The following is a 12629-nucleotide window of genomic DNA, read 5'->3' as shown; positions in this document are numbered from 1 at the left end:
GATTAAGCGGCTATTGGTAGTTGAGTGCGGCTAGCTTGGTAGCGCTTCTCGGTTTCCTTGCGCACATTCTTGAGCCAGCGCAGTAGCTCACTCCAATCGGAGCGGTTTTCGAGGGAATCGAGCAGAGCGTCTATCTCGGCTTGCGAGTACACCCGAGCAGCATTCTTGGCCTTGGTCTGCTTGTAGATGAGCTGGCGTAGCTCAGCCAGCACGACGAAGGGGGCTAGCTCAGGCTCTTTGCCGCAGCGGATAGCGTAGATGGTTTCTGCTATCCGTAGGCGGTCCTGCCACTCCGAGGGGTTGACGTTGCTCGGCATTAAGGCGAAGGCTTCCCAAGTGGCAAACTTGCTGTCACTGTGGAAGAGCAGGCCGTTGAGGCGTTGGCGTTCGTGATAGCAGCCCATTGCCTTAGCGGATGATGGCCAGCGGCGAAGCTTCGCCCGGTACCTCAATGAATAGTTCGGGGTAATGCACCTCAGCTTCTTTGCGCCAGTCCTGGCCTAATGCCACATATGCTGTGGTCAGGGCGGTGGCAACTGCCTTGCGCAGACAGCGATGCACAGGAGCGGTGCGTACCACTGTGGCCTGTAGGCGGTCAGCCTCGTCTTCGCAGTAGGTGTCGGGCTCAGTGGCACCCGCTGGAGTAGGCCACATCTGCGCAGGGGCATTGCTGGTGGTAGCTACTTCGAAGTGGGTGACTTCGGCTGGCATCAGATGGGAGGGAGGGGTAGTGGTGCACATATCGTTAGTCTTAATGTTAGGTTTTGTTTCTACAAACATATCGCAGCAAAGGTTACAAAAGCTAACAAAGACAGATAAATTTTTTTAGGCTGCTGGCAGCCCCACCTTAGCCCCTTCTTGCTCCAGACGCAGTTGAGCCTCAGTCAACGCCTGTTTTTCTTTGTGCACATAGATGCGCAGGGCTGAAAGAACCAGAGCATCTTCCTTCCTGCCATTCACTGCGTTACGGATTTGCCAAGGCGTTAAGTGAGGCAGTAAATCCTTCACTCCTTTGCAGTAAGGCTTTCCATTTAGCTGGCTTCTAAGACTTTTCATCTCCTCACCGTAGGAGAGAGGAGTGGTATTTGTCTGTGGAGCTTCAATTGTTAGAGCCATATTGTTGCATGTTTGGTTGGCATTTGTAACCTTTGTGAGCCTTTGCTAGTCTTTGTATTTAAGAAAAGGCATACAACGTGTTACGTTGCCTAGGGCCATAAAGGTACAAAACCTAACAAAGAAAGCAAAACTTAAACCCTGCATACTATGGATCAATCTTTCGGTCAACGTTTGGCCACGCTCAGAGGAGAGCGCGGCTGGACTCAAGAAGAGCTGGCTGATGCGGCTGGACTCAATCGGCCTCGTATTTCTCTTCTCGAAAATGATGAAGTAGAAAAGCCGCGGGCTGGCACCGTACAGAAGCTGGCAAAGGCGCTCGGTGTCCCTGCTACAAAACTGGAGGGGAGTATGGCTGTAGTCCGCAACACTAAACCAGCGGACCCAAAGCCTAATACTATACAGGCTACTTCGCTGGCCGTGGTGGCGGAGACGACGAACGATGAAGTTGCTTACTGGAAGCGAGAGAACGAATCGCTAAAAGAGCAGCTCAGTTCCGTGAAAGAACAATTGCAACAGGCCTTAGAGCAGATCAAGCAGATGGGCCAGCAAATGCGCTTCGTCCAGCAACTGATGGAAAAGTCGGGGTCTTTTCCAACGGGTAGCCAGGAAGCAGCCGATACGTGTGTGGTGCGTCAACTCGTTCCATATGCCGACGGCCTGGTTACCCCCTTACCTATGGCCTTGTAGACGTTTCTGGTACACACCCGGATATACACGCTCTACAGCAACTGGTAAGCTGCTAAGAAACAATAAGATAGGGCAGGGGTATCGAATCCCTCCTCCTCTGCAAAAAGCCTGATTTCTTTACAGAAGTCAGGCTTTTTTTATGCCTTGCTTTATGGCTAGAGCGCAGGTGAATTGATTGGTAATTTGGTGGCTAGGCCACTTTTAGTTGAAACGACGCCTCAAGAAAACGAAGCCATTCTTAAGCTGGACAACGCGGATGCGGCTTCTCCCGTTTGCCGTGAACTGACTCTCAATTTCCCCGCCTCATGCATCGCCTGTTCCTGCTGCTCCTGTTGGTGCTGCCTTTTTCCTCGTCAGGTTATTCTGTTCTCTCTCACCAGGCCAACATCGACTCTACCTGGAACCGCTGCTTAAAGCCTTTTCTGGAAAAGCGGTATCCTGGTGCAACGGAAGAACAGCTAGTGGAAGCCAAAAGCTACGCTTATGGGGGCTCGATTATTCAAGATATGGGGTTTTACCCGTTCGGATCGGAGCTGTTTACCAATCTTACGCACTACGTCCGGAGCGGTGACTTTGTCCGGAACCTGTTGGATGAAGCGCACAACCGCAATGAGTATGCTTTTGCGTTAGGAGCACTATCGCATTACACGGCCGACATTGTAGGCCACCCCGAGGGCACAAATAAAGCCATGCCCTCAGTGTACCCCGATCTGCAACAGAAGTTTGGGAACAATATCACCTACGAAGAGGCTCCTATTCAGCACACCCAGCTGGAGTTTGCATTCGACGTAGTGCAGCTAGCTAGTGGGCGCTACCGCTCTGCTGATTATCAGCGGGCAATTGGCTTTCAGGTGAGCAAGCAGGTGCTGGAGCGGGCCTTTAAAAAGACGTATGGCCTAGAGCTGGGCAAGGTGATATTTAACGTAGACCTGGCTATTGGCTCTTTCCGGTTTGCGGTACGTTCCCTCATCCCAATTGCTAGCCGAGCCGCTTGGCAGTCGCAGAAAAAAGAAATTCGTCGGTTAAGCCCGCGGGCTCGGCGTCGTGAGTACGTATACAAGCAAAGCGAGCATCAGTACCGCAAGCAGTATGGTACCGATTATCAAGTGCCCGGTACGGGGGCACGGGTCTTGTCTTATTTCGTGCGGGTGTTGCCAAAAATTGGCCCTCTGCGGCCTTTTGCCTTCAAACTGCCTACCCCTGAAGCGCAGGAACTCTTTCTCGCCAGCTTCCGAGATGTAAGTACGGAATATTGTCGCCGCGTAGAGCTGGAACCCAAGGATACACTTACTGCTTCTACCCAGGTATTGCCTAACACTGATTTTGATACCGGCAAACCTACGCAGGTAGGAGAGTACAAGCTGACAGATGAGGCCTACGGCGAGTTAGTACGCAAACTGGCAGAAAATAAGTTTGAGGGAATGACCCCGCCGCTAAAGCAAAACATCGTTACGTTCTTCGGGCCAAGTCCTAAAACTCCGGTAGACGAAGACGAGAAAAAGGCCAAGACCCGCGCAGAGACCCTGCAAGCGCTAGGGCAATTGAAAAGCCTGCAGCTTAAATAACAACAGTAAGGGGCGGCTTTCTCTACTACTAGAGAAAGCCGCCCCTTACTGTTGTTATGATTTGGGTAGCGCTTTAGTAAGCTTTATAGGCTTTGTAAGTCCGGTATACGGGGCGGTGGATACGGTTCTGACCTTTGATTTTGGCCCGTACACTAGGCAATAAGCGGCCGTGCTTCCAGAAGGGGAGAACAGAAGCGGAGGCTTGAGGTGCACTAGCGAGAAGAGTACCAGCTATGAGAGAGAGAACCAGGAAAAGGCGGCAGAAAGAAGCAAACATGACAATAGGTCTAAGAGAAGGGAGAGAGTAATACTTCTTTTCCATCAAGCCATTCCGGATCAGCTCTGACGTAAAAGGTTCCCAAACCTACCTCCTAGGCCACCTGTCGTGCTGCAATTTTCGGTGGGCCAAAGTAGCTACCCGCCAAATGGTGCTTTTTCCTAAGCGAATGAATAGGTGCTTCTTAATATTTGGCTATAGCCCTCTGCAGAGGGGCCTGTACAATATAAAACGACAAAGGGGCCGCCACTGCGGCCCCTTTGTCGTGGGAGGTAAGCAACCCGTTGTGGGCTATCAGTGCTTATCGGTTATTGCGAGGCGCTTTGCTGTACAAGGCCACTGCTTAGCCGTCGGAGCACAATCTCTGCCTGCTTGGCTTGGTAACGAATATCTAACAAGCGTACTTCAGCATCAAGCTGAGTGCGTTGGGCTTCGCGCAGTGCGATAGGAGTGAGGAGGCCTAGCCGGTACCGTTCTAGCGCAATGGCAACGTTCTCGCGGGCCAGCAAAATGTTAGTTTCTTCCAGCTCAAGAAGCTGTAGCCGATTTTGGTACTGAGCGTAGGCCTGTTCCGCTTCAGCATCTAGCTGGAGCTGGGTTTGGTCGAGTGCCAAACGGCTCTGTTCCTCCGCAATGCGGGCGTTTTGCTCAAGGCGGGTGCGGTTAAAGCCGTCAAAAATCGGCACTGAGGCTACCAACCCATAGTTTAAGCCATAGTTGCGGCTTGTGTTCGTGACGAGCTGGGAGCCGAAGAAGGCTGCTCCGTTGATATTACGGTTTAACCCGTAGCCGGATGTAAGCCCAACCTGTGGGAACCGAGAAGCACGTACTAAGCGCCGGTCATAGGTAGCCACATCAATGTTGGTGCGTGCCTGCTGCAACCGTGGGTTGTTCTGCCGTACTGCCTGCAGAACGGCCTCCCGGTTCAGATCCTGCGCCACAACTATTGAGTCCTGAGGCTGAAAATCTAGGCCAGGGCTACGCCCCAATAAATTATTCAGATTGATTTTGGCAGTTCGAAGGGCTTCCTGCTGCTGAATTAGGGCTGAGCGGTCGGCGTTGTAATCTACCCGCGCCGTGAGTACTTCCACTTTCGCACTTACTCCTACATCTACCCGGGCCTGCGTAAGATCAATACGCGCCTGCCCAATTTTGAGAGCTTCTTCAATAGAATTGATTTTGCCTGACTCCCGCACTACTACAAAATAGGCGTCGGTAATGCTAGCCACGGTTTCTTCTACGGTTGCCCGCGTAATCTCCCGTTGGCTCTGCTCTAAAGCCTTTAGCCGATCATACGCAATGAACATCCCCAAACCATCAAAAATCGTCCAGGTGGCGGCAACGTTTGCATTGAGCAGGTTAGACTTTGCCCCATTGGCGATACTAGGCTCAGGGCGACTGGATGACTCCTGTCGTACGTTGTTGCGGTTGAATGTGCGAGTGAGGTTGCCGTTAACCGTTGGCAATTGACCCGCGTTTCCGCGCGTTACATTGTTCGCAGCAATTCGCTCATCCTGCCGCGACAGCCGGATGTTATAGTTGTTTTCTATGCCCATCCGGATAGCATCCGCCAGCGTTAGGAAAGGGGCGGGAGCAACGGTTTCTGGCTTTTCAGTTTGAGGCTTACTCTGGGGCTGAGTGGCCGGCTGTCGGGAAGGGAGTACCGGCTGCTGCGCCAGCAGGGGGAGGGGCGCAGCAGCAAGGCAAACAGCAATCAGGAAAGAACGATGCATGGAGGGATTCAACGGCAAATAAGGAAGCGGCATGAAAGCAGGTACTTCTAATTAAGCCGCTACGGCTTTTTCTTCAGCAACCGGTTGTTTGTGCTTCTTCGCAGTGGCGAAATACGAATACATAACCGGTACCACATACAAGGTTAAGGCAGTTGCGAAGAACAAGCCACCTACCACGCCAATACCCATGGCCCGCCGGCTAAGGGCGCCCGCACCAGATGCAATAGCAATTGGCAGAATACCCAAAATGGCGCACAATGAGGTCATCAGAATTGGGCGGAAGCGAGCAGTGGCTCCTTCTATCAGGCCAGTCATGTAGTCTTTGCCATGCTCCACTTGCTGGTTGGCAAACTCCACAATCAGGATACCGTTCTTGGTTACCAGGCCTACGAGCATGATAATGCCAATTTGAGAGAACAGGTTGAGCGTCTGGTTGAAGTACCACAAGCTTAACAGCGCCCCCGATAGGGCCAGCGGCACCGTCACCATGATGATAACCGGGTCGCGGAAGCTCTCGAACTGCGCCGCCAGTACTAGGTAAATCAACACCAGGGCCAGCCCAAAGGCAAATACCAGCGACGAGGAGCTCTCCTGGAAGTCGCGGGAAGCACCAGCTAGCTCCGTCGAGAAAGTTTCATCGAGGTTTTTGTCGGCAATGGCCTGCATGGCCGCAATGCCGTCGCCGAGCGTCCGACCGGGTGCTAAAGAAGCCGAGAAGGTGGCGGAGTTATAGCGGTTGAAGCGGTAGAGCTGGGGTGGTGTGCTGCTTTCCTCCAGCCGAATCACGTTGTCGAGTTGAATAAGCTCTCCATTAGCATTCTTCACCGATAGCAAGCGAACATCCAGCGGCTGGCTACGGTCTTCACGCGCCACCTGGCCTATAATCTGGTACTGCTTGCCTTCGCGGATGAAGTAGCCATAGCGCTGCCCGCTAAGGCCCGATTGCAGGGTTTGGCTGATGCTCTGCACTGAAACGCCCAGGCTTTGCGCCTTTTCCCGATCAATATTTACGCGCAGTTCGGGTTTGTTGAACTTCAGGTTCACGTCCACGAACTGGAACGTGGGGTCTTGACGGGCGGCGTCCAGGAATTTAGGTACCGCAGTGCGCAACTTATCAAAGTCCTGGGTCTGGATAACGAACTGTACCGGTAGGCCACCTCCGCCGCTACCAATACTCTGGTCTTGTGATACCGAAGTACGGGCCGCAGTTAGGCGCTTCACTCCTGCGCTGAGTTTGTCAGATATCTGCTGCTGCTGCAAGGGGCGCTTGTCTGCATCCAGCAGCAGTACGCGGGCCGTACCAGAGTTAGAGCCACCACCAAACCCAGGCGACGTAACGGCAAACACGCTACTGAGATTCTGCTGGCCCGTAGAGTCCATTGCCAACTTGGTGAGCTGGGCCATGTAGGCATCCATAAATTCAAAGGAAGCTCCTTCGGGACCCGTAGCGTTAATGTTTACGCGGCTGCGGTCCTCCACTGGGGCCAGCTCCGAGGGTATGGTTTTCATAAAGAACCAAATACCCACTCCGGTGCCAGCCACCACCAGCCACGCTAGCCAGCGATTCCGCAGGAAGGTTTCTAGGCTCTCGCGGTAAGACCCAATCATCTTCTCGAAGAAAGGCTCCGTTTTGCGGTAAAACCAGTTGTGCTTTTCCTCCCGCTTGAGCAGCAGGCTACACATCATGGGCGTCAGGGTCAGCGATACGAAGGCCGAAATCAACACCGAGCCAGCTACCACAATGCCAAATTCCCGGAACAGACGACCGGTTATACCCGTCAGGAACACGACGGGCAAGAATACGGCCGCCAATACGATAGTCGTACTGATTACGGCCATCAGAATCTCTTCGGAGCCCTTGATAGCCGCTGTTTTGGGGTCTTCGCCTTCCTCAATACGGGAGTAGATGTTCTCCAGCACCACAATGGCGTCGTCCACAACTAGGCCAATAGCCAGTACGATGGCCAGCAGGGTGAGCACGTTGATGGAGAAGTTCATCAAGTACATCACGAAGAAGATACCCACCAGCGAAACCGGAATGGCTACTACCGGGATGATGGTAGAACGCCAGTCGCGCAGGAAGAGGAAGATGATGATAACTACCAGCACGAATGCCTCAATGATGGTATGCTCTACCTCATTGATGGATTTGCGAATGAAGACTGAGTTATCGAAGCCAGGCTTCAGCACTAAGTCTTTCGGGAGGTCTTTACCATAAAGGTCAATACGCTTATTGAACTCGTCGGCAATATCTATCTGGTTGGAACCCGGCTGCGGAATTACTGCTAGGCCTACCATGGGTACCCCGTTTACCTTAAAAATGGTTTGGTCATTTTCAGGGTAGAGCTCTGCATAGCCGATATCAGATAAACGAACCAAAGACGACTCATCCTGACGGATAATCAGGTTGTTGAAGTCTTCGATAGTGGTCAGCCGTCCCATAGTCCGGAGGGTAAGCTGGGTGGCCTCACCTTGCACGGCGCCGCTGGGCAACTCCACATTTTCTCGGGTCAGAGCAGCCTGCACATCCACCGGCGATACGCCGAGGGCAGATAGCTTCACGGGGTCCAGCCAGAGGCGCATAGAGTATTTCCGCTCGCCATACACTCGTATCTCAGATACGCCCGGAATAGTTTGCAGGCGCTCTTTCAGGGTGTTGTTGGCATAGTCGGTCAGCTCCAGCAGGTTGCGCCGGTCGCTGCTGAGGTAAGTCATCACAATCGGCTGAGAGTCGGCGTTAGCCTTGCTCACTACCGGCGGGTCAATATCGCGGGGCAACCGCCCCTGAGCCCCCGATACCTTATCACGAACGTCATTGGCCGCCGTTTCCAGGTCAGCATCGAGGTCAAACTCAACCGTAATCTGCGTGCGGCCGTCGCGGCTGTTGGAGGTTAGGTTTTTAATGCCCTGGATACCGTTGAGGGCTTCTTCCAGTGGCTCGGTTACCTGGCCCTGCATTACATCGGCGGAGGCGCCGGTGTAGCTGGCCGATACTGTAATTATAGGAGGGTCAACGCTCGGGTATTCCCGGATGCTCAGGTAGCGAAACCCAATCACCCCAAAAATCACGATGACCAAGCTCATCACAATGGCGAGCACTGGCCGGTTTATACTGGTGGAGGATAAGCTCATACGTCAAATACACAGAGTGTCTCGCGCTAAAAAACGGGATGGCTAGCACGGGGAGGAACGGCTACTGCGAGACACCGCGCCGTACGTTACCAGCCATCATACTACTGGTTTACTTAGTGACTCTTACCGCGTCGCCGGGTTTAACCTGCAGGATGCCGGTACGAATTACTGTGTCACCCACGGCTAGGCCATCGGTTATCTGAATAAGCTTGGCAGACCGGACCCCAATCTTTACTTTCTTCGGCACCATCTTGCCTTTTTCCACGGTGTATACGCTGTATCCTGCTGCCTCCGGCACCACCGATTCAGTGGGTACCTGTAGCGCCTGCGTCGATTCACCCAGTTGCAGATTTACCTTCACAAAGGCACCAGGCCGTAGCTCGTTGTTTGTGTTGGCGTAGCGGGCGCGCACGGTTTGGGTGCGGCTTACAGGGTCAATCTGCGGGTCAAGGGCATATACCTTGGCCTGAAACTTCTTGTTGGAAGCCTCATCCGTAATTGTAATCTGGTCATTGGTCTTTACCAGATTGGCAAAGCGACTAGGCACCGTGAAGTTGATTTTCACCGGCTTCACCTTCGATAAAGTGGTGATTTCAGCGCCAGGGCTAACATAAGTGCCCACCGTGGCAGTGGTCAGGCCTAGCACGCCATCAAAAGGAGCCCGCACATAGGCCTTGGCCAAGGATGCGCGCAAGGTCTGCAAATCGGCCTGGGCCGTGAGCAGTTGATTGTTAGCCTGCTCATACTCCTGGGCACTGATATATTCCTTATCTAGCAGGGTGCGCTGGCGGCGCTCCTGGTCGCGGTACAGCTTAATGTTGTATTCCTGCTTGCGCAGGTTCGACTGAATTTCATCGGCGTTGATGCTGAGCAGCAACTGGCCTTTGCGTACGGGCTGCCCTTCTTTGATATTGAGGTGCGTAATCTTGCCCGATATTTCGCTTTTAATAACTACGGATTCCTCGGCCAGAATAGAGCCGGTGGCAGCTACCTCGTCGGCTAGGTTAGTGGCCTGTACCACGTATACCTGCACTGGCAGCTTTTGGCCGCCCCCTTTACCACCCGGAGCTCCGCCGCCGCCTGGGCCGCCTTTGCCTCCGCCTGCTGCGCCCTTACCACCCCCGCCTTTTTCTCCGCTTTGAGAAGGAAAATACTTCATCTTGACGAAGACCAGAGCTGCCAATACTGCCAACGTGATGACCAGCCAAAGTATGCGCCGGCCGCCGCCACCAGAGTTCGAGGTAGGGGTTTCAGTAGCAACTACTTGTTGTTCGCGTTCTTGGGTTTGCATGAAACTAGGGGGTGGGGCCCAACTTGATAAAACAGCCCACACTTGGGCAGCAAAAGTTGACAACGCTAACCGCCGGATTTGGGTTTGCTTTTATCCGAAAGGGTAGAGGAGCAACGGGGATAAGACACAAAAAAAGCCTGCGGGTTGCAGGCTTTTTAGAAACAAAGTGCTATTCAGAGCACCCGCAAGGGCGAATGGGCAAACGAGGTATCTGCCAAAATTATTTGCAAGTACAGTCGCCTGCCCCTAGGCCTCTTACATAGCTTTCTGGTTGATATAGGACTTGGCCAGATCATTCAGCTTGGTATCGGTCAGCTGTTCTTCGTCTAGGGTCTGGCGCAAGAGTTGAGCAGCTTCATCGTAGCCAAGGCGCTCGGCGTAATGTGCAGCCGTGCCGTAGCCCGAAATCTCATAGTGCTCAATGCGTTGCGAAGCAGCAATGATAGCCGCATCCATCACCTCATCCGTAGCATTTTCGGATAGCGTTTTCTGGCCTTCTTTGATCAAGCCTTCCATGGCCTTGCAGGTTTCGCCATCCAGATCAATGTCCATCGACTTGCCGATGCGCTCTAGGCGTTCTACTTGCTGTTGCGTTTCTTTCAGGTGACGTTCAATACCTGCGCGCAGACGTCCGTCTTTGGCGGCGGCAGCCATTTGAGGAAGCGCTTTTACCAGTTGGTTTTCGGCGCTGTATAGATCTTTCAGTTCGTGTTGGAACAGGTCTTCTAAGGTTTCCAATTTGTCAAACATAGCTAGGTAGGTGAAAGGTGGAGAAGGACAAAAAGCAGGGCTCAGCTGCTAGCGCTAAGCCCTGGTTCTTACGTCCAGTTTTAGGAAGGGGTTGATATAAAAATCGGGCTTTTTGATACTGTTGAGCTTGTTTTCAAGTATATCCTAGGCAAGTGTTTACCCGTATCTTTCCGCCATGAAATCTTCTGCTGATCCTGCTCCTGCTGGCCGTAATTTTTTCGAGGATGTGCACGAGGTAGTACGCCTAATTCCGCCTGGCCGGGTAAGTACCTATGGCGCCATTGCGCATTACCTGGGAGCTCGGCACGGGGCCCGCATGGTAGGGTACGCTCTGATTGCGGCAGCTCCAGCACTAGGCCTAGAAAAAGTGCCGGCTCAGCGTGTTGTTAACCGCAATGGGTTACTAACGGGGCGCCATCATTTTGCTACCCCTACTGCTATGCAGGAAGCCCTAGAAGCAGAGGGCGTGCGGGTAGAAGATGACCAAGTAGTAGAATTCAAACAGCTTTTCTGGGACCCTTCCGTGGAGCTGGAGTGAGGCAATTACCCAGATGCGGTAAAGCAAACATCCGTTTCGCGACGAGCAGTAGGCGTATCCTGAATGGAAGCTGCCTAAGCTGGTTGCGAAACGGATGTTTGCGTTGAGGATAGTGGCCTAGAGCCGGGCAGAGATGATGCGGCTAGCGGGCGTGTCTTGGCCTAGCACGCTGAGAATACTACGGTGTACTTCCTCTGGGCTGGCATTTTTGAGCAGGTAGCCGTGGGCTCCTTCGGCCCGGAGGCTGTCAATAAGCTCGGGCTCATCGTGCATCGAAATGATGATGGTACGTACCTGCGGGTATTGCACGCGCAGCAGGCGTACGGTTTGTAGGCCATCGAGCACGGGCATCTGCAAATCCATGAGTACCACATCGGGCACGATGCCCTGATCCAAGCGCTCAAGGGCTTCCTGACCATCGCCGGCCTCGAAGGCCACAACCATGTTAGGGAAGCCGCTAATTAGGGCGCTTAAGCCTTTGCGAAACAGAATATGGTCGTCTACTACGGCCAGACGAATCGGAGGTGTGGTCATGCAAAGGTGAGGGTAGGGGGCTGACTTGTAGTAAGATAGGGGATGGGCAAGGAAATCCAAACTCGGCTACCCTCTCCCGCGGCCGACTCGTGGCGAAGTGTTCCGCGTAGTACGGCAACTCGACTGCGTAGGTTAGTGAGGCCTAGGCCAGTACGCATGCCAGCAGTAGGGGGAGCTTCTGCAGTAGTGGGGTCAAAACCGATGCCGTTGTCGGAGTACTGAATGGACAAATAGTCGGCCCCAAAGTCTACTTTTATTTCAATGAGCGCCGCATGAGCATGACGTAGGCCGTTGCCCAGCAACTCCTGCACCACGCGGTACACTATTAGTTCATACTTCGGGTCGAGACGGCGCGGATTGCCCAATTGATCGAGCACCACATGGGTAGGGCCATCAACGGGCATGGTGCGGGCTAGCGCATCTAGGGCAAAGGAAAGCCCAAATTTCTGAAGGGCTGCCGGCAATAGGTTTCGTGATATGCGCCGAACTTCACTGATAGCTTGGTCGAGCAGGGCGGAGGCCTCGTGCGTTAGATCAGGTTGGGCAAGAATATTCAAGTGTAGCTTCACAATAGCTAGGGTCGTACCTACGCCATCGTGCAGGTCGCCGGCAATGCGGCGGCGTTCTTCTTCCTGCGCTAGCAGCGCGGCTTCAAGCGCCTGTTGCTGAGCAACATCTTGCAGGGCCTGGAATTCTTGCTGTTGCTGCAGCAAGCGTCGTTGGTAGCGTACTACGAAGCCCACGATGCCTAACGCCAGCAGCAGCAGGATAGGCGTAACGAGAACCAACGGGATAAGCGCGTCGGGCATTAGTAGTAAGCAGCAGCCAATAAGACAATATTCAGTTTCCCAAGATACTAGGTTTTATCCGACTACATGCTCTGAAAGTACCCGTTACCACAGCGAAACAAGAGGGGAGGCTATCCTAGCTGCGATTGGAGCTAACGCAGTAATGCAGCGCGTTGCGTAGCGGGCAAAAGGAATAGCACAATAGCACAGCTATGATA

General features: G+C 53.3%; 12 protein-coding genes. 3 read left to right on the top strand and 9 right to left on the bottom strand.

The window, feature by feature from the left end; genetic code table 11:
* Positions 1 to 2 precede the first annotated feature (2 nt).
* The 3 genes from EU557_RS03410 to EU557_RS03400 all read right to left on the bottom strand — a co-directional run bounded on the left by EU557_RS03410 (position 3) and on the right by EU557_RS03400 (position 1116).
* Positions 3 to 404, bottom strand: coding sequence for a hypothetical protein (locus tag EU557_RS03410; protein ID WP_135528998.1), 402 nt, complete (start codon positions 402 to 404; stop codon positions 3 to 5).
* 4 nt (positions 405 to 408) lie between these two features.
* Positions 409 to 711, bottom strand: coding sequence for a hypothetical protein (locus EU557_RS03405; RefSeq protein ID WP_135528997.1), 303 nt, complete (start codon positions 709 to 711; stop codon positions 409 to 411).
* Between the two features lie 114 nt (positions 712 to 825).
* Entirely contained in the window at positions 826 to 1116 is a 291-nt protein-coding gene (locus EU557_RS03400; RefSeq protein WP_135528996.1) for a hypothetical protein, read from the bottom strand.
* 147 nt (positions 1117 to 1263) lie between these two features.
* Between EU557_RS03400 and EU557_RS03395 the strand changes: the two genes are divergently transcribed.
* Complete coding sequence (locus tag EU557_RS03395) at positions 1264 to 1803, top strand: helix-turn-helix domain-containing protein (RefSeq protein WP_135528995.1); 540 nt, start codon at positions 1264 to 1266, stop codon at positions 1801 to 1803.
* Positions 1804 to 2108: 305 nt separating this feature from the next.
* A complete protein-coding gene (locus EU557_RS03390; protein ID WP_135528994.1) occupies positions 2109 to 3368 on the top strand; it encodes a zinc dependent phospholipase C family protein in 1260 nt (419 codons plus the stop codon).
* Between the two features lie 585 nt (positions 3369 to 3953).
* Here EU557_RS03390 and EU557_RS03385 read toward each other — a convergent pair.
* The 4 genes from EU557_RS03385 to EU557_RS03370 all read right to left on the bottom strand — a co-directional run bounded on the left by EU557_RS03385 (position 3954) and on the right by EU557_RS03370 (position 10551).
* Complete coding sequence (locus EU557_RS03385; RefSeq protein ID WP_167855072.1) at positions 3954 to 5378, bottom strand: TolC family protein; 1425 nt, start codon at positions 5376 to 5378, stop codon at positions 3954 to 3956.
* 51 nt (positions 5379 to 5429) lie between these two features.
* Positions 5430 to 8510: an efflux RND transporter permease subunit gene (locus EU557_RS03380; protein ID WP_135528992.1), complete on the bottom strand. Its 3081-nt coding sequence runs from the start codon at positions 8508 to 8510 to the stop codon at positions 5430 to 5432.
* 109 nt (positions 8511 to 8619) lie between these two features.
* Positions 8620 to 9801, bottom strand: coding sequence for an efflux RND transporter periplasmic adaptor subunit (locus EU557_RS03375; RefSeq protein ID WP_135528991.1), 1182 nt, complete (start codon positions 9799 to 9801; stop codon positions 8620 to 8622).
* A gap of 255 nt (positions 9802 to 10056) precedes the next feature.
* Positions 10057 to 10551: a YciE/YciF ferroxidase family protein gene (locus tag EU557_RS03370; RefSeq protein ID WP_135528990.1), complete on the bottom strand. Its 495-nt coding sequence runs from the start codon at positions 10549 to 10551 to the stop codon at positions 10057 to 10059.
* Positions 10552 to 10726: 175 nt separating this feature from the next.
* Between EU557_RS03370 and EU557_RS03365 the strand changes: the two genes are divergently transcribed.
* Positions 10727 to 11089: an MGMT family protein gene (locus EU557_RS03365; RefSeq protein WP_135528989.1), complete on the top strand. Its 363-nt coding sequence runs from the start codon at positions 10727 to 10729 to the stop codon at positions 11087 to 11089.
* A gap of 117 nt (positions 11090 to 11206) precedes the next feature.
* Here the strand turns inward: EU557_RS03365 and EU557_RS03360 are convergent, their stop codons facing one another.
* Together EU557_RS03360 and EU557_RS03355 are read right to left on the bottom strand one after the other, a co-directional pair.
* Positions 11207 to 11623, bottom strand: a complete 417-nt coding sequence (locus EU557_RS03360) for a response regulator (RefSeq protein WP_135528988.1) — start codon at positions 11621 to 11623, stop codon at positions 11207 to 11209.
* Positions 11620 to 12432, bottom strand: a complete 813-nt coding sequence (locus EU557_RS03355; RefSeq protein WP_135528987.1) for a sensor histidine kinase — start codon at positions 12430 to 12432, stop codon at positions 11620 to 11622. The genes EU557_RS03360 and EU557_RS03355 overlap by 4 nt, the downstream gene beginning before the upstream one ends.
* Positions 12433 to 12629: the final 197 nt, after the last annotated feature.

The organism is Hymenobacter wooponensis, from assembly GCF_004745865.1.
Taxonomy (GTDB): domain Bacteria; phylum Bacteroidota; class Bacteroidia; order Cytophagales; family Hymenobacteraceae; genus Hymenobacter; species Hymenobacter wooponensis.
Note: the sequence above shows the minus strand (reverse complement) of the source record. Positions and strands in the feature narration are given on the sequence as shown.